This is a genomic window from Acetivibrio mesophilus, from assembly GCF_004102745.1.
Classification (GTDB): domain Bacteria; phylum Bacillota; class Clostridia; order Acetivibrionales; family Acetivibrionaceae; genus Hungateiclostridium; species Hungateiclostridium mesophilum.
The window spans coordinates 35533-54207 of the sequence record NZ_RLII01000006.1 but is presented as its reverse complement, the minus strand read 5'-3'; the positions used below and the strand labels follow the sequence as shown (position 1 = coordinate 54207).

Genomic DNA, 18675 nt, shown 5'->3' with positions numbered 1-18675 from the left:
TTATATTTTATTAATAATAAAAATTAATAAACATAATTAATTAATAATTTATTTGCTTTGATCTTTCTCTTGCTTATTTAGTATTCTCCTTTTTTCAACCCAGCCTTCCTTGATCACCTGCCGGCTTCTGGCAATAGCAAGAGAGTTTTCCGGTACTTCATCTGTAATCGTAGAACCGGCTGCCACATATGCGTTGCTTTTAACTTCAACCGGTGAAATTAGGTTTACATTGCAACCCACAAATGAATTGTCTCCAACAATTGTCTTATTCTTTTTCTGTCCGTCATAATTCACCACTACAACGCCGCATCCAAGATTAACATTGCTTCCGATTTCGGCATCTCCCACATAAGTGAGATGGGATATCTTGGTTTTGTCTCCTATTACGGACTTTTTAACCTCAACAAAGTCACCAATCTTAACCTTTTTGCCTATCTTGCTTCCCGGTCTTAAATATGCAAAGGGACCTACTTTTGTATCATCATCTATCGAACTTTCCAGCACAACAGAATTCTTTACCTCTACCCTGTCGGATATTTGAGCACTCACAATCCTGCTTCCCGGACCAATTATACAATCTTCACCTATTTTTGTCTTCCCCTCGATAATTGTTGAAGGGTAAATCACCGTATCAATACCTATCTCCACATCCTCATCAATAAACGTTGAAGCAGGGTCAATTATCGTTACACCATTATCCAAATGTCTTTTCAAAATTCTGTTTCGAATTATTCCACCAGCCTCAACAAGCTGAGCTCTGTCGTTTATGCCCAGTATCTCACTGCTGTCCTCAACTTTTATTGCTCCAACCTTTTTTCCTTTGCTTATAAGTATTTCAATAGTATCTGTCAGGTAGTATTCTCCCTGACTGTTGTTATTATCAAGCTCCTTCAATGCTTCTGTCAAATCTTTTATACTGAAGCAGTACATCCCGGAGTTAATTTCTTTTATGTTCCTTTCCTCCGAAGAAGCATCCTTGTGCTCAACAATTTTCTTTACACTGCCGTCACTGCTCCTTACTATCCTACCATATCCATCAGGTTTATCAAGCTCTGCAGTGATAATCGTAGCTGAATTTGCATTTTCTTTATGATAATTAATGGTATTTGAAATGGTCTCAGAAGAAATTAGAGGTGTATCTCCGCACAACACTATAACATAACCGTCTTTATTATTCAGGTATTCCTGGGCCTGCATCACTGCATGTCCTGTACCCATTTGCTTTTCTTGAAAAGCGTATAGGGCCTTGTCTCCCATTTTTTCTTTTACCTCTTCTGCCTTATGCCCAACCACAAGTACAACTTCATCTACTCCTGCGTTTTTTACCGATCTATAAACCCATTCAACCAAAGGCATACCGAAGATTTCATGCACTACCTTTGCTTTTTTGGACTTCATTCTCTTTCCCTCTCCAGCTGCAAGAATGACTGCCATCAAGCATCCCATTAAAAGTTTCCTCCTTCTTAGCTCCATGAAGAAAAAAAGCTCTCAAAGCACTTTGAAGATTCCTTTATATTATTCTATTAATATCTATAAAAGAAATTCTGCAATTAATCTATGAAGCTTTTTAAATTTAATATTCAATAATATTATTATGCATTAATGAGTATTTTAAAGCCACATCTATTTTCTCATTTTTTAATAAACTTTTCAACAACAAAAGCAAATTTTCGCACAAATAAAAATCGTCAAAAGTACGCATTAAATTACAGCATATTCATCGGAACATTAGTCCCCTTCACATTCTTTCCAATCCGACCAAAAGTCCGGTTGACAGGACAAATAGCCGCACCATGAAAAAACGGAATAAACATGGATTTAATGCAGTGCTTTTCACGATTTAGTAATTTTAAATTTCATTATCTTATTATTTTTAATATGGTTTTGGAATAATTTGATTATTATTCTATACCTTCTTCTGTCTCAATGCTGCCTGAAGAAATTGACTCATATTTATCCAAAATGGCACTCTGGATCTTGCCCCTAGTTTCTGCATTGATAGGATGAGCAATATCCCTGAATTCCCCATCTGGCGCTTTTCTGCTCGGCATTGCAATGAACAAACCATTCTGACTTTCAATAACCTTAATGTCATGAACAACAAATTCATTATCAAAGGTTACAGAAACGACAGCTTTCATTTTTCCTTCTGAATCGATTTTTCTGATACGAACATCGGTAATTTCCATGAGATGTTACCACCTTCCGTAAATTGTGTATTCATCGTGTACTTAATAATATATTCGGCATTATTTCTGATTTTCCTTCTTATTTTTTTATCATTTTTATTTTTATTTTAAATTTATAAAGTAAAACCTTTTTATAGCATTTCTCTTTATAAATATATTATTCATGATTTAAGGAAATCCGGTTGAAAAGTATCTATATATTTTGCAATAAACATTTTACATTGATTTTGGATATTGCAACATATATACTTCTACAAATGCTTGACTTGGCCTATAAAGAAAAAGGGGGATTGGGCAAACTTTCATAAAAATTTGTTTGCCCTTTATATTTCTTACCTTTGCCCATAAATATTCTTAACAAAATACTCCATAGCAACAATATTCTCTTCTGAAATCTTTATATATTCTTTTCCCATGGATTTTATCATATAATAAATTTGCGCAGTGACTTCAAGCACAGTTGATACTTTAAACGCAGCATCCATTGTTTCCCCTACGCATACTGCACCGTGTGACATTAAAAGACATGCGTTTGATTTCGTCCCAAGTGCTTTTATACAATTGTCAGCCAGTTCCTGCGAACCAGGTAGAGCATATGAAGCTGTTTTTACAACATCGCCTAGCGTTTGGGCTGCTTCGTCGATTATAAGGGGAATGTCTTCTCCAATACATGAAAAAACAGTTGAGTAGATAGGATGGGTGTGTACAACAGCATTTACTTCCGGTCTGGCTTTATAAACCGCCAAATGCATTCCTTTTTCTATAGTCGGCTTCCTTTTTCCTTCAACTATATTGCCGTCTAGATCACAAACTACAACATCATCTTCAATAATAGCTGAGTAATCCATTCCGCTAGGGGTAAGATAAACTAAATTTGATTCCTTGTCACGAAAACTGATATTTCCCCATGTTCCGACCGTAAGTCCCGAATTTAGCATGCGAATTCCGGAATCCACAATGATTCTTTTGATATTCATATTTCTCCTCTTTTCCAACTTTTTATAGACATACCATTATCGGTTATGACATGCATATTTCCCATTTGACTATAGAGGCCACCACAACAATTGTGATGACCACTATAGTATAGGAAAATTTACTGATGTTATTTATTCTGCAAATTGTTTAACATATTCCTGATGCTCGTCTACATTTGAAGGTATAATGAGTTTTGCACCTGTGTCAATATACTCTTCAACTTTCTGACCTTTTATAAGTTTTACTGCATTTTCTACTCCGAGTATCCCCATTTCGGCAGGATACTGAGCAACAGAGCCATAGAGTTCACCGGATGAAATTAAATTAAGAGCTTCCGAAATACCGTCAAATCCAATTACTTTAATCTGGTCGCTTTTCTTTGCCTCCTTAACAGCACGAAGTGCACCGATAGCCATGCCATCATTACCACAGTAAATCAATTCCAAATCCGGATTGGCTGTAAGAATATTCTGAGTTGCTGCATATCCCTGATCAACCTCCCAGTTTGCAGATTGTTCCGCAACGATTTGAATCGCATCCCCCGCTCCCTCAATGAAGCCATTTTTTCTGTCAGCTGCATTCTGTTGTCCCGCTATACCGGTAAGAATCGCTGTCTTCGTTCCAGTCTTAAAGTTAGCCTTTACATATTCACCGGCACGCTTTGCCCCTTCATAGTTATTTGTTCCGTAGAACGGTACGCTCATATCCGCTTCCTTAAGAATATCCTCACTTAATTTTGTGTCAAGGTTAATAACAGGGATATTTGCTTTTTTACATTTCTTAAGTGCAGCAGCCAAACCTTCTGAGGAACTGGGAACTATACAGATAGCATCAACACCTGATGTTATCATATTTTCCACTATTGTTAACTGATCTGCCGCATTTGCATGTTGGTCACCGGCTTGCACTTTAAGCTCAACGCCAAGCTCAGCAGCCTTTTTCTTTGCTCCATTAACCATTGTGATGAAGTACTCGTTGTTTAGTGTCATTGGTATAAAACCAATAACGGGTTTTGATGCATTTCCTCCTGTATTTGGCGAACTCCCGGATGGATTATTATTTGAACAGCCCGTCAGCATAACAGAAGATGCCAGCATAAGAACCATAACAACCGCTAATAATTTTTTCATAGTTTTAGCCTCCATCTTTTTTTATCTTAACACCATAAAATTTGGTGTTAGACACAAAATTTTACTCTGCCTTTCTTTCTTTTGCCTTATCCATATAAACAGCAAGTATAATTACGACACCTATGATTATTGTTTGATAGTAAACCGGCACATTTAAGATTTGCAGACCGCACTTGAGCATTCCAAGTATAAGTGCGCCAACGAGGGTATTTCCTGCCTTTCCTTTACCACCGGAAAGTCCTATTCCCCCAATAACAACTGCTGCAATTGCATCCATTTCATATCCCGATCCTGCATTGGGGTCAGCATATGATAATCTAGAAAGCAACAGTATTCCTCCCAATGCAGAGAATATCGCGGCCAGCATATAAGTTAACATCTCGATTTTATTGACTTTGATACCGGAAAGTTTGGCAGCGTTTGCATTTCCGCCTATTGCATAGATTCTTCTTCCGAATTTTGTTTTCTTCAGTGTGAACATAATAAGCGCGTAAAGAACAAAAACATAAAAGATAATAATAGGAATACCGAATATTTCAAATGCTGTCAACTCTGAAAGTGCATCCGGGAACCCAGCAACCGGCTTGCCCGAAGTTAAGACTTTTGTAACGCCCCTTATGATTTGCATAGTACCCAATGTTACTATAAATGCCGGTACCTTCCCATAACTTACAATATATCCGGTCATCAATCCAATAATTGCAGAAACCGCAATACATATTAGTATTGTGAGTGGCAGAGATATACCGTTTTTTATAAGCATACCGCCGAAAATCCCTACGAAGCCTACAATTGAACCAACCGATAAATCTATTCCTCCTGTCAGTATAACCAAGGATGTACCGATAGCAACAACCGCTATAACCGATGACTGAGCAATAATATTCTGAATGTTTGATGTTGTCAAAAAATCCTTCCCATTAATCTTGCAAATTATAGTAAATGCAACAAGGATAAGTACTGCACCGATATATAGGGTTATTGACTTAATATCAATTTTCTTAAGTCTGTTAATCATATTATTCAATTTGTCCACCTCCGGAAAGAGCATAATACAATATTTGATCCTGGGTTAATTCATCGGTATTTTCCAAATCGGCTGTGACTCTGCCTTCTTTGAGAACGATAATTCTGTTGCACATTTTCTGAACTTCCACCATGTCCGAAGATATCATGATGATCGATGCTCCATTCTTCACCAAATCAACCATGATATTATAAATTTCATCTCTGGCACCAACATCTATCCCCCGTGTCGGCTCATCAAAAATGTAGATATCCGCATTTGAATACAACCACTTTGCAATAACCACCTTTTGTTGATTTCCGCCAGACAAGCTTTTTGCTTCTGCCATATGTGAAGAAGACTTAATCTTTAATTTGTTAATATATTCTTTTGTCACCGTGCACACTTTTTTATTGTTAAGCACAAATTTACATAACTTTTCATGGTTTGGCAGTGCAATATTGTCTGTTAACGGGTGTATTTGCACAAGTCCTTCATCTTTACGATCTTCGCTTAGATAGACAATTCCTTTGTCAATTGAGTCTTTAATATCCTTATCCTTCAACTTTTTCCCTTTAAGATAAACCGTTCCATTGCTCTTTTTGTAAGCTCCTATGATGCATTTTGCAAGCTCTGTTCTTCCTGCTCCCACCAGTCCGGCTAATCCTAATATCTCGCCTTTTTTCAGCTTGAAACTTATATCCTTCAAAACATTCTTATAGACGATATTGTTAACCTCAAGGACCACCTCATCCTCGACAATATAGCTATTTTTGAATCTTTCAAAAGATACTTCTCTTCCAACCATAAGCTTGGTAAGCTCATCAACATTGGTTTTATCAAGATCAAGAGTTTTTACATATTGACCATCCCTCATTACAGTACAGCGGTCTCCAATTTCAAACAACTCACTCATTCTGTGAGAAATGTATATAATCCCAATACCTTTTTTCTTAAGATTCCTCACAATTTCAAAAAGCTTCAAAGTTTCCTTTTCCGTTATGGATGCTGTAGGCTCATCCAGAACCAGTAGCTTTACATCCGTCGAGATTGCTTTGGCTATTTCAACCATTTGCTTTTGAGCTACACTCAATTCCCCCACTAAAGTCCTCGGATCAACTTCTAGGCCAATAAGGTCAAGGTACTTTTGGGCTTCTTGGATTGAAGATTTATGATTGATGATTCCGTACTTGCCGATCTCCTTGCCCAGCATGATGTTTTCATAAATGGGGACATAAGGGTTTAGATTGAACTCTTGGTAAATAACACTAACTCCCTTTTCTATCATCTGCTTCGGAGAACAAGCATTTAGTTCTTCGCCATCAAGAATGATTTTTCCACTTTCTTTTTGGTAAGCACCTGACAGGATCTTAATAAGTGTTGATTTTCCGGCGCCATTCTCACCAAGCAAGACATGAACCTCTCCTGACCTTACTTGTATTTGAGCGTTATTTAGAACCTGTACTCCAAAAAAACTTTTATTGATGCCACTCATTTCAAGTAAGATTTCTTCCACTCGCCTCACCCTCTCTATGGCATTTTCCTGTAACGTTCAACAGTTTCCGTTCCGTCTTTTGCTTCTACATATTCCTTTAAGGAAATAGAATTAGCTATAACTTCCCTAATCTTTCTGTAATCCAAACTCTCATCGAAGGCTTTAAGTTGTGCTGCAATGTTTCCTAAGGCTGTGCTTTCCTTGCTGCAAGCGATGACCTTTTTGCCGGTGCGTTTAGCTGTAAGTTTGTTTACCATAATATTTTTAGAACCGCCGCCAACGATATAAATACTGTCAAAGTGCTTTGACACTGTCTTTTCAAGCTGTTCTACGGTTACAGCGTAGCAGCAAGCCATAGACTCGTGAACAGCCTTAATGATTGCTCCCCAATTTAGTTCTCCCTGTACCTGACCCGTCTCTAAGAGATAATTCCATATTTCTTCGCTCATTTTGAAAGGATTAAAAAATCTTGAATTGTTAATATTGAAAAGAGGTGTTTGGCCGTCGTACTGCTCGGCAAGCTCATCAAGTTCGTCCCAAGTACTTGTCCTATTCATTACTGAATCAAACTCTTTTTTTATTCTCTGAATAATGAACATCCCAGCGCTGTTTTTCAAAAGAGTGATTTTATTAAAAGCGCCTATCTCATTTGTTAATGATGATTCCAAAACAATGTCATTTATAATCGGTTCTTCAACTTCTGTCCCTATAAGAGACCATGTTCCCGAGCTGATGAAAGCAAAGTCATTTTCCTGGGTCGGAATAGCCAGAATTGCAGACGCAGTATCATGAGATGGAACACATATTACCGGAATATCATAATTTACGCCTATTTCCTCTAATATATTTTTCTGCACCAAACCTATCTGCTTTCCGTGTTCGCCTATTTCGCAAAATAGCGTTTCAGAAATCCCAAATTCCCTGCAAATGTCCGGGCATATTTTTCTCGTCCTTGAACTCATAAGTTGGGTAGTACTCAACTCACTAGGTTCATTCATCATAACTCCTGTCATAAAATAATTCAATATGTCGGGTACCATCAATACCTTATCTGCAATTGAATAAACGTCGGGCATAATATCCTTTAGCGCCATTAAACGATAAATTGAATTGATCTTGTCACATATAATACCCGTTTTTTGAAACATTTCTTTCTTCTGCTCTTCGGTAAACTTATTTAAATAAATTTCACCCATATCATTTCTATAGGAAAGCGGATTGCCAATCATATTTCCGGATTTGTCAAACAGAGCAAAATCGACACCCCAAGTACAAATTCCGATAGAGTCAATGGTATCTACTTGACGAGCTATTTTTTTCAAAGATACTTTAAATCCTTCAAATATTTTCAAAATATCCCAGTAGAAATAGTCACCAATCCTTATCATATCATTTTGAATTTGATCGATAACCTCTGTTTTTATTGTTTCTCCATCGTATTTACCAAGCAAAACTCTGAACGAAGAATTTCCGCAATCCAGGCCAACGATATTTTTATTTACCATATTGAACCGTTCCCTTCGTTAGACTTTTATTGCTACATTATACTTTTTTTCATAATCTTTCAGAAATTGGATTTCAGTAAATTTCAAAGAACTCATGTCCGGCATTTCATATTTTCTGCCAAGACCCTGGTATTTTGAAATGCCCAACTTGTGATAGGGTAAAAAGTAGACTTGCTTTACATTTTTAAGTTTGCTGATATAGTCAAGAAAAGTTTCGATATCTTGCCTATCGTCATTGCATCCAGGAATGTATGGGTATCTTACCGACAGCTCACCCATAAAATTGCTATTCAACCATAAGAGGTTTTCTAGAATCAGCTCATTTCCCACCCCCGTTAATGTTTTATGTTTATTTGTGTCCATATGCTTTATGTCAAAGAATATATAATCTATATTCTCTGAACATACTTGAATATTCTTTAACGGAACATGCCCACAGGTTTCAATCAGTATAGATATTCCGTATTTTTTTAGCTCCGACGCACATTCATTAATAAACTCGTAGTGAAAAAAAGGTTCCCCGCCACTGAAAGTTACGCCTCCGCCTGACATTTTGTAATATTGCTCATCCTTCAGGACTTCTTTTATTACTTCGTCCACAGTATAATCAATTCCCACAATACTTCGCGCGTTTACGTAGCAATTATCAACACAAGCTCCGCACTGGTTGCATTCCTTTCCGGTAGTGATATAACCGTACCCTTCCATATCCTCTATGCATTTTCGCGGACAAACTTCCAAGCACTTCCGGCAGTTTTTGCATAAATTGCTTTTAAACATAATCTGTTTTTCAAAGAGCTGTGATTCAGGGTTGGCGCACCATTTACACCTTAAAGCACAGCCCTTTAAAAACACAACTGTTCTTATACCTGGTCCATCTTCAATTCCATAGCGTTCAATTTCGAATACAGTGGCCCTATCTATCTTCATTTTCTATCCCTACTTTTGAATACTAGGATTATTTTAGTAACATCTACAAACTGAATAATTCTATACATCAATCTCTGCCCGATTAATTACATCCATTTGACATTCAGGAGCAAGGGCTGTAAATAGTGCACTGTATCCAGATACTCTAACCATTAAGTCCTTATATTTTTCAGGATGCTCCATAGCGTCCTTATAAGTTTTGCTATCCACTACATTGAATTGGATCTGTTGTGCATACTGGCTAAATAATACTTTGATCATTGCTACGACGCGTTTACGCTGTTCAACTGTCGAAACCGCATTCTTTGTTAATCTCATGTTGAAAATAGCGCCCTTTTGGAACCAAATACTCGGTAGCTTTGCAATAGAATTGCAAACAGCAGTGGCACCATTTTTCTCAGAGCCGTTGGCAGGAGAGATACCATTATTAACAGGTTCTCCTTTCTTTCTGCCATCAGGTGTAGCGCATACCGAACGTCCAAAGGCTATATTTCCTGTAACGGGACTCTGGCTGTATGAATAACAGCAAGGTATAGGACCTTTGCCATATTTCGAACTCTTATACTCATGGCGATATCTGGAGCCTATAAAATCTTCAATAGCAACAACCCATTTATCTACCCTGTCATCGTCGTTTCCAAACTTGGGGGCTTTGTTCAGCATTATGGCTCTAATTTCAGGGCCCGTGGGTGTCGTCGTCATATCTTCATAGTTTGTTCTGCAAGCATGCAAAACCTGTTCTAAAGTCAATAATTTTTTGTCAAACACAATATAGTCTAGAGCCGCCATCGCATCTCCTGCGCTGATTGTTCCCGCGGTCGGACCACCATCAGCAGAATATACCGAACCACCTTCTACCAAGTCAAGACATCTTCCGATACAATCCTCCACAAGAGATGATCTGAATGCATTAATATCGTAAAGGCAATGGAAGTAATCATTAATATGTTCAGTTATAACCTGCAAATCCATAAAGTATGTAAGCATATCTGTATACTCTTTATAGATTTCTTCTATACTTGTACAATCTTCTATGTTTTTGCTCGTCTTTTTAAACAGTATACCTGTATTAAGGTCATATCCATTGTTCAAAGTGATATCCAACACTTTTTCAACACTTAGCCACGGACCTTTTGCAGCAAAATCCCATTTCCCTGGAATTGAGGCTTCGATACATCCATCCGGAGCCCACTCAACCAAATCCTCTTCGGCAATCCCCATATCTCTTAGTGTTCTTATGAACGCAAGGTCATTATAAAAAGCCGGCATGCCTCCCTGGTGAACAAGTGCGGCCTCTAAAGCTTTGAGCATGAAATCGTCATCGGTCTTTTCAAACCATTTAACAGAAATTGATGGAGTTACCAGTTTTAATTCTTTACAGGCCTCAATACAAAGATGGGATACCTCATTTACTGCATCTTCGCCATCCCTTGTCTGTCCACCAATCGCTAGGTTGATAAACATCTGATAACCCAGGAAGAATTCTGTATCGGGCCACGAACGCAGTTTGTTGAGTTCATTACATTTAATAAAGAAACATTCAATGATCTCAAGAGCTTCTTCCCTTGTAATTCTACCCTCTTCAATATCTTTATTATAAAACGGATATACATACTGATCAAATCTACCAAGAGAAATAGCATGTCCATTAGATTCGAGATGAACTGCCAACAATATAAAATATATAGACTGGACTGCCTCATGAAAAGTTCTTGCGGGATTGAGCGGCACATTTCTGCAAATTTCGCTAAGGTTTAAAAGCTCAGATTTACGTTTTTCATCATTACATTTTTGAGCTTCTTTTTCACACTCATCTGCAATCCTATTGGCAAAATTTACTACAGCCATATTGCTCTTTAATGCTGCATCAAGAAAAAACTTCTTTTTAACATTGCCAGGCTCTTTTAAATCAAGCTCACTCATTCTCTTTTTAATTCTATCAATAACATCTCTCAAACCTTTTGTAATAACGAGTCTGTAATCAGGAATCACATTTCCAAGCCCAGCAGCACTTACCCATGTATCGTCAATAACCCCTGCATCCCATGCCTTATTTATTTCATCAGGCAGAGTTTTCCTCAAACTCTCGTAAAGGGTCTTGTCTTTCCAGTACTCTATGCACTCAAGCAAATCCTTCTTAACGTCATCGTCAGCATAAAACTTGTCACCCGGTCTCTTATCCCACTCATAAGGGTTGCCATTTAATTCTTCGACAATCCACTCATTAGAGTATTCAGGATAGATAGGAGAGGCCTTTGGCCACTTTGCCTGATTTCCAACAATTAACTCATCGTCTTTGACCCAAACCGTCATCTTGTCTAAAACGTTATAGAATCCATTAGCACGTTGAATTGCAATTGGTAAACCCGCATCATTTTTTACTGATTCAGTGAAAATTTTACATCGTTCAGAGCATACCTTTGGTGTCTGATCAAATAGCCTTTGTCTTAACCTTACTATTCTCTCATTCATATTCAACACCCCTCTATTCGTGTAACAAGTTTCCTTAATTCTATTTTACCATAAACATATTTTATGTCAATCCTTTTTTCGTGGCTTTTTTTATGGATTATCATTCCTGTCCGCAAGCACTATTGTATCTCATCAAATAGCAAAGCCGAGAATATCAGTCGAATTGATTGTTTTTGTGTAACGTTACATAAATTTTATTGAAACATGTTGATTTTTACGCAAAAAAACTATATCATATTCTTAAGGGGTGTTACAAAGCAAATATCCATTAAGGAGATTGGAATATTATGAAGAAGAATTATATAGGCATACGGGAAATAGCACAACTGGCAGGTGTTTCGATTGCAACTGTTTCACGAGTTATTAATGGATCACCTAAAACATCAGAAGAAGTTCGCAATCGAGTCAACAAAATAATTGAGGAATATAATTATGTCCCAAACATAACAGCCAAGAGTATGTATTCAAAAAACTCCAAATCCATAGCTATCTTTGTTTTTGATTTGGACAACCCTTTTTTCGTTTCCCTTGTGAAATCTCTGAATACCATTGCCTTTGAAAATGGATACACCCTTTTAATTTGCAATACGGAAAACAATTCCCAAAAAGAAATTGAATATTTAAAATACTGTGAAGGAATAAGAGCTAAAGGAATTGTTTTAACTGAAGGATACAATAAAAATGTGTTCTGGGAGAAATTTCAAAATCAAACTTTTGTTTTTCATGACCGACAAATTTCCGAAAAATATTCTTCTGTAAAAAGTGATAATACAAAAGGAATTCAAATGCTTGTTGATTATTTATATAATCTAAACCATCGTCAGATTGCCTTTGCTGGCTATACCCCTGCTGCCAAGTCATGTGAAGAAAGAAAGCAAGCTTACGTTTTTGCACTTGAAGAAAAAGGTCTTAACGTTCATTCTGAATACATCTTTCATGGAGAACTAGTATCAAAAACCGGTGCTTATGCTTTTGATTATTTTTGCTCATTGGCAAATAGACCTACAGCCATTGTATGCGCCAATGACCAAATTGCAAGAGGATTTATTACCAGAGCAAACAAGATAGGAATGAAAGTACCTGACGATTTTTCTGTTGTGGGATTTGACGGCTGCAATCCCGAATACTTCTATCCAAGAATAACTACAATCCGACAGGATATAGATCTTATTGCGCAGAAACTGTTTGAATGTATAGTTAATTCAGCAAATGAACCAAAACACTATATTCTGGACGTTTCTTTAGAGATTGGAGACTCCTGCAAAAAGGTCTAATAGCCGATACTTTATAGATATCAGCTTTTTCTATATCCATTCTTTGCTGGGCTTTAAATCTATAATCTTATCCTCTGTATTTACAATGTTCAAAGTTAATAGGGATACATAATCGTCAACCAGCTTTTTAGACGGCTCCAAGGTCTCAATAACCACACCAATCCCAACAACCTCAGACTCAAACTCTCTTACCATATCAATTATACCTTTGGCGGTACCTCCCCCTTTCATAAAATCATCTATGAAAAGGAGCCTTGAATAGCCCTTGAGAGCCCTCATAGGAAGAACCATTGTCTGAATCTTCTTTGACGAACCGGACACATAATTTATGTTTACCGACGGTCCATCAGTGGCTTCACTGTTGTGTCTTGCTATCACCAGAGGTACACCCAACTGCTTTGCGGTGGCAAAGGCAAGGGGAATACCCTTTGTCTCAACCGTAATGACACAATCTATTTCTCTTTTATAAAAATGCCCTGCAAAAATATAACCAATATCGGATATCTTTTTGGGATCATAAATAATATCCAGCATATATAGATACCCGCCCGGAAGAATTCTCTGACTGTTTGACAAGTCTTGGCACAGGGAGTTTAGGATGGATTTTATCTTATCTTTTTTATAGCTTGGGACAAATCTTATACCTCCAAGAGAACCGGACATGCTTTCGATTGACCCCAAATCAAACTTTTCAAGTAAATTCTGTACAATATCTATATCTTCACTTATTGTGGACTTTGCGGAACCAAACATATCAGCGAAGCTGCCAAGGGTAAAGGTTTCCCCCGGTGAATCACACAGGGTCTTCATCAAAACAGCAAGCCGTTCATTCCTATGAAACTTTTCCATCATATCCCTCCAAGCTTATTTTATATACGTTTCTCAAAAAGTAATGTGTGGATTAACCAAGAAAGTCAACTTTTTCTTTTAATTAATCTGCGTATATTATACTATAAATTTCCGAATATTTTAAGTATTTTTAGTTAAATCGTTCAGCTCTATACTCATTTTTATTGTTTTAAAATTAAATATACGGAAACACTTATAAATGTGTTAAAATTTTCATATAATACTAATTGGGTATTTTTATTGTTATATCAGCTGGTTAGTATTAATATAAAACTATAAAATATGTGTTGGAATTTAATAAAATATAGATTATGATGTTATCTGGCTGTAGATTAATAGTTAAGGAGTGTTGGCATTGGAACAATCAAGTATATTGGATTCAAAGAAATTTAAACATGTGCATTTTATCGGTATAGGCGGAATAAGTATGAGTGGACTGGCAGAGATCCTTTTAAAACTGGGATTTAATGTATCCGGCTCTGACATGAGATCTTCGAACATAACCTCAAAGCTTGAGAATAAAGGAATTAAGATATATACAGGACATAGCGAAGAAAACATTGGCGATGCAGATCTTGTTGTATATACAGCCGCCGTAAAAAGTGACAATCCCGAGCTTATGAAAGCCAGAGACCTCGGAATCCCCACTTTAGAAAGGGCAACCTTGTTGGGCGAGATAATGAAGAAATATCCTTTCAGTATTGCCGTATCCGGTACCCACGGCAAAACAACCACCACATCCATGATCTCGTTGATCATGCTTAAATCGGCTCTAGATCCTACTATTCATATAGGCGGAGAGCTGGATGCCATTGGCGGAAATACACGCATAGGAGGAAACGACTACTTCGTTGCCGAAGCATGTGAATATGTGGAAAGCTTTCTTAAATTTCACCCCTATCTTGCCGTTGTGCTAAATATTGAAGCCGACCACCTTGATTATTTTAAGGATATAGAGCATATTAAAAACTCATTTTTAAAGTTTATACATCTTATCCCTGAGAACGGCTATGTAGTTGCATGCGTTGATGACGAGAACATTTCGTCCCTTCTTAAAAGTGTACATTGCAACATAATTACCTATGGCCTCAATTCAAAGGATGCAACATGGAGAGCCGAAGATATTTCCTTCAATGAGAACGGATGTGCGTCCTTTACCGTACTTAAAAACAATGAAAAAATCACACACATAGAGCTTAACGTTCCGGGCGTCCACAATATCAGCAACTCCCTTGCAGCAATTGCAGCATGCCATGCCTTAGGATGCAGTATTGAAGGTATAAAGAAAGGCCTTGAGAGCTATATAGGCATTCATCGACGTTTTGAATTAAAGGGAATCGAAGACAATATAAAGGTTGTTGATGACTATGCTCATCACCCTTCGGAAATCAAGGCAACACTAAAAGCTGCAAGAGGTGGAAACTATCCGAGGATTTGGACTGTGTTTCAGCCCCATACCTATACCAGGACAAAACTCCTATTGGATGAGTTCTCAGAAGCCTTCAAAGACGCGGATAAAGTTATTATTGCAGATATTTACTCTGCCCGGGAAAAAGATACTGGCGAAATACATTCAAGCACTCTTGCAGAAAAGATACGGGCAAACGGTCAGGATGCCATATATCTGCCTGACTTTGAAGGAATTGTTGAATACCTCAAGGAAAATGCTTCCTCAGGGGATTTGATACTTACCATGGGAGCCGGAGATATATACAGGGTCGGCGAGATGTTTCTCAAAGATAAGCAAATAGCAGCAGTCAGTTGATGAATTAGTGATATCTCGAGCTGATTAAAAGGCAGACAAACAATAATAAGTCCGATGACTTCACAATACCCTGTGTCGTCCTCGGACTTCTTGATATAAATATTATTAATATTAACTATTCTTATTTATTGGGATCAATCATTGCAAACTTTATCTGGCCCTCCGCTGCAACCTGCTCATCTACAGTAGCCAGAACCTTTACTTTTCCCATTCCCATCTTAAACATCAAAAACTCTGCCTCAAGCTTCAATGTATCCCCGGGAACCACCTGTTTTCTGAATTTCATCGACTCAATACCTGTAAACACACCTAGTTTCCCTTTATTCTCTTCAAGCATCAGCCCTGCAACGCATGCAGTCTGTGCTAAGGCCTCAACTATAAGAACCCCCGGCATAATTGGGTTACCCGGAAAATGACCCTGAAAGAACGGCTCATTTATTGTAACATTCTTTATTGCCACTGCCTTCTTCCCCGGTTCAACCTCTATTACTTTATCGATCAATAAAAAGGGATATCTGTGAGGAATAATATTCTGAATTTCTGCATTGGTCAGCACCAAATCACCTCTTTCCAAAAATAGTTATGTTCGAAATACATTATAGCAAAGAGTTGTAAATAAGTAAAACACTTATACCCGAATAATCTAATAAACTTAATAATCTAATCGGTATTTACAGTGACTACAATTCCTCCTCCCAGCATTCTTTCCCGCGCCGGAAGGCTGTTTACCGTCTCATTTTGAATAATCATCTGAGTTGAAGCCCCGCCGTCCAGCATAGCAGCATCCTTGACCCCCAGACTTATAAGATAGCTTGCAAGCTCTCTGGATGAAAGGCCCAGACTGTATCCCGGCTGCCTACCATCCACCGTAATAAGCAATACCCTTCCGTCATATTTTATACCTATGGCTGTCCTCGGATCCCGATTGGTCAAAAGGCCAACCCACTCGTCTTTATCAACGGCTACGGACTTTCCATCCCTCACAAGCCAACTTCCGCACTCGTACGCCTGAAATCCCGGCTCAAAATCCGGATCAATATCGATTCCTACCCAATCTCCCACTTCAAATTTTTGAGTCAATGAAATTGGCTCATAAAGGGTAATCACCATTCCATTCGGAGGAATTTTACACTCCGTATCGCCCCGGAATTTCTTTACAACCCTGTTATTTTCGACAACATATGAAGTATTAAGCCTGTTTGCTCTATTGGTAGGACCAAATACCGGTGTATACACAACTATTTCCCCGGCTCTTCCCTCTCTGTTTATATTATCCGCCGCAATCCTTCTGTTACCATGTAATATCCATATATTGCTCCAAATTTCACTCAAAATGGCCTTTTTCCCCTGCACAACAAACACAGGGAATCTTCCCGTAGACTTTGTATAGATTTTCCCATCGATGGCCACCATCCCGGAAGGCTCTCCATATGAGTGGAAGAATCCTGCATTGACAGCAGCATAAGCATTGTTATTAATTGCAATATCCTTAAGGCTCTGAAAACCATATATCGTATTAAAGGATAGGGCCGGCTTTATTTTGACGCCGTCCGAACTCAAATCAATCTCCAAAAGATTTATTTCTTGCTTCATTCCATTGATTTCTGTACTAATAGCCCTATGCTCCACGGGAAATAATTTACCTTCTGTCGAGATTGTATCGCCAACGGCGGCATTATCTGACCCTCTATTGTCAGACGGTTTTCCTTCGGCAAATAAAAAACGCCCTGCATAAATAATTATGAGGGTCGATATTATTAATAGCATAAATATAATTGTATTAACAGAAACCTTACTCTTCATCAATATTTTTATACTCCCTTAGCCAACAATTTCAGCCGGAATCTTAGCAATTAAGACATCAACCAGACTTAAGATTCCTCGAAAGCTGTTTGTAAAGGCTATCTGCAAGGCCTAAGTTGGTATGCTCGGTCGACTCCTTTACCAGTTCCTCATCCAGCATATCTTCGAAAATTTCCCTTCCAGGGTCAGTGGGTATCAAATCTGTTTTGGGAACTGTAGCTTTCATCTGTTTGTACATAATTTCCAACAGAATTCCTTCAAATTCTTTGCACACTTTTTTCAGCTCTTTTTCGTCCTTGTTCTCAAGAGCATTGGTAAGTCTTTTCTCAAAATCATCATCGGTAGACTTAGTACTGGTACTCTGTACTGTACTGTTAAAATATTTATTGTTAATCGCGCTTATATCCATTATAATCGCTCCTATTCAATTTTTCCAGTCAAAATATTGAAGGGTTTCAACAAAACACTAACTTATATTATCTTTTTAAATTATTCGCTATGCTGAGCATCTCATCTGCCGACTGAATTGCTTTAGAATTAATTTCGTATGCCCTTTGCGCAACAATGAGCTTAACCATTTCCTCAACCACCTGTACGTTTGATGATTCAAGGTAATACTGCCTCACATTGCTCCTTGTGCCCAATTCCTCATCAGGAACCGCCTCACCGGATGCGGAGTTGCTTGCATAAAAATTGCTTCCAATGCTTTCTAAACCATTCCTGTTCGGAAATTTTACAATACCTATTTTCTGTCCTAATGGCACTACTACCCCATTTTCGTCGGTGTAGCTCATCTCTCCGTCCGATGAAATATTCAGCTTTGACACATCTATATCAAGTATTATTTCAACTCCGGATTCATCCAGCACCGGATATCCATCCGATGTTGTAAGGATATTGCCGTTGTCCGATACACTGATTTTAAAGCTTCCGTCCCGGGTATAAACTATATCCCCCCGCGGACCCAATACAGTGAAGAATCCATCCCCATCTATGGCAAGGTCAAGAGGATTATCGGTCTTCTCCAAGTTTCCGCTCTGGAAATTCTTCAGCGTAGCCATTGGCACTGTTCCATACCCTACCTGCAAATTTACCGGTCTTCCTTCCCCATCGAGGATATATGCCCTATTTAGGGTATCATAAAGCATATCCTTAAACTCTAGTCTTTCCTTTTTATATCCGGTGGTATTAACATTTGAAAGATTATTTGATATGACATCGACATTAAGTTGTTGAGCCGTCATTCCTGAACCTGCAGTCCACAGTGCTCTCATCATAA

At 38.0% G+C, this 18675-nt stretch carries 16 protein-coding genes; 2 read left to right on the top strand and 14 right to left on the bottom strand.

Going from position 1 to position 18675, the window contains the following annotated elements; translation table 11 throughout:
• Positions 1-48: 48 nt before the first annotated feature.
• The 9 genes from glmU to EFD62_RS06915 all read right to left on the bottom strand — a co-directional run bounded on the left by glmU (position 49) and on the right by EFD62_RS06915 (position 11705).
• Positions 49-1446: a bifunctional UDP-N-acetylglucosamine diphosphorylase/glucosamine-1-phosphate N-acetyltransferase GlmU gene (gene glmU, locus EFD62_RS06955; RefSeq protein WP_069195674.1), complete on the bottom strand. Its 1398-nt coding sequence runs from the start codon at positions 1444-1446 to the stop codon at positions 49-51.
• 455 nt (positions 1447-1901) lie between these two features.
• A complete protein-coding gene (gene spoVG / locus EFD62_RS06950; RefSeq protein ID WP_069195673.1) occupies positions 1902-2189 on the bottom strand; it encodes a septation regulator SpoVG in 288 nt (95 codons plus the stop codon).
• Positions 2190-2521: 332 nt separating this feature from the next.
• Positions 2522-3166: a class II aldolase/adducin family protein gene (locus EFD62_RS06945; RefSeq protein WP_128705902.1), complete on the bottom strand. Its 645-nt coding sequence runs from the start codon at positions 3164-3166 to the stop codon at positions 2522-2524.
• 132 nt (positions 3167-3298) lie between these two features.
• Positions 3299-4297 carry a sugar ABC transporter substrate-binding protein gene (locus EFD62_RS06940; RefSeq protein WP_069195671.1) on the bottom strand — a complete coding sequence of 333 codons (999 nt, stop codon included), beginning with the start codon at positions 4295-4297 and terminating at the stop codon, positions 3299-3301.
• Between the two features lie 61 nt (positions 4298-4358).
• A complete protein-coding gene (locus EFD62_RS06935; RefSeq protein WP_069196395.1) occupies positions 4359-5315 on the bottom strand; it encodes an ABC transporter permease in 957 nt (318 codons plus the stop codon).
• A gap of 1 nt (position 5316) precedes the next feature.
• Positions 5317-6819 carry a sugar ABC transporter ATP-binding protein gene (locus EFD62_RS06930; protein ID WP_128705901.1) on the bottom strand — a complete coding sequence of 501 codons (1503 nt, stop codon included), beginning with the start codon at positions 6817-6819 and terminating at the stop codon, positions 5317-5319.
• Between the two features lie 14 nt (positions 6820-6833).
• Positions 6834-8303, bottom strand: coding sequence for a rhamnulokinase (locus tag EFD62_RS06925; protein ID WP_069195669.1), 1470 nt, complete (start codon positions 8301-8303; stop codon positions 6834-6836).
• 18 nt (positions 8304-8321) lie between these two features.
• Positions 8322-9233 (bottom strand): glycyl-radical enzyme activating protein, encoded by a 912-nt coding sequence (locus tag EFD62_RS06920; RefSeq protein WP_128705900.1) that lies wholly within the window; start codon positions 9231-9233, stop codon positions 8322-8324.
• Positions 9234-9293: 60 nt separating this feature from the next.
• Positions 9294-11705, bottom strand: coding sequence for a glycyl radical protein (locus EFD62_RS06915; protein WP_128705899.1), 2412 nt, complete (start codon positions 11703-11705; stop codon positions 9294-9296).
• A 287-nt stretch (positions 11706-11992) separates the two neighbouring features.
• Here EFD62_RS06915 and EFD62_RS06910 point away from each other — a divergent pair, with 287 nt between their 5' ends.
• Positions 11993-12979, top strand: a complete 987-nt coding sequence (locus EFD62_RS06910; protein ID WP_069195666.1) for a LacI family DNA-binding transcriptional regulator — start codon at positions 11993-11995, stop codon at positions 12977-12979.
• 30 nt (positions 12980-13009) lie between these two features.
• Here EFD62_RS06910 and purR read toward each other — a convergent pair whose 3' ends face one another.
• Positions 13010-13828: a pur operon repressor gene (gene purR, locus EFD62_RS06905; protein ID WP_069195665.1), complete on the bottom strand. Its 819-nt coding sequence runs from the start codon at positions 13826-13828 to the stop codon at positions 13010-13012.
• A gap of 355 nt (positions 13829-14183) precedes the next feature.
• On the opposite strand from purR, the gene murC reads away from it, so the two are divergent.
• Positions 14184-15593: a UDP-N-acetylmuramate--L-alanine ligase gene (gene murC, locus EFD62_RS06900; protein WP_069195664.1), complete on the top strand. Its 1410-nt coding sequence runs from the start codon at positions 14184-14186 to the stop codon at positions 15591-15593.
• A 121-nt stretch (positions 15594-15714) separates the two neighbouring features.
• Here the strand turns inward: murC and fabZ are convergent, their stop codons facing one another.
• The 4 genes from fabZ to flgG form a co-directional block, all read right to left on the bottom strand.
• Entirely contained in the window at positions 15715-16149 is a 435-nt protein-coding gene (gene fabZ, locus EFD62_RS06895; protein ID WP_069195663.1) for a 3-hydroxyacyl-ACP dehydratase FabZ, read from the bottom strand.
• Between the two features lie 104 nt (positions 16150-16253).
• Positions 16254-17396 (bottom strand): phosphodiester glycosidase family protein, encoded by a 1143-nt coding sequence (locus EFD62_RS06890; protein ID WP_235832594.1) that lies wholly within the window; start codon positions 17394-17396, stop codon positions 16254-16256.
• Between the two features lie 58 nt (positions 17397-17454).
• Complete coding sequence (locus tag EFD62_RS06885; RefSeq protein ID WP_069195661.1) at positions 17455-17805, bottom strand: rod-binding protein; 351 nt, start codon at positions 17803-17805, stop codon at positions 17455-17457.
• Positions 17806-17872: 67 nt separating this feature from the next.
• Positions 17873-18673, bottom strand: coding sequence for a flagellar basal-body rod protein FlgG (flgG, locus tag EFD62_RS06880; protein ID WP_069195660.1), 801 nt, complete (start codon positions 18671-18673; stop codon positions 17873-17875).
• Positions 18674-18675: the final 2 nt, after the last annotated feature.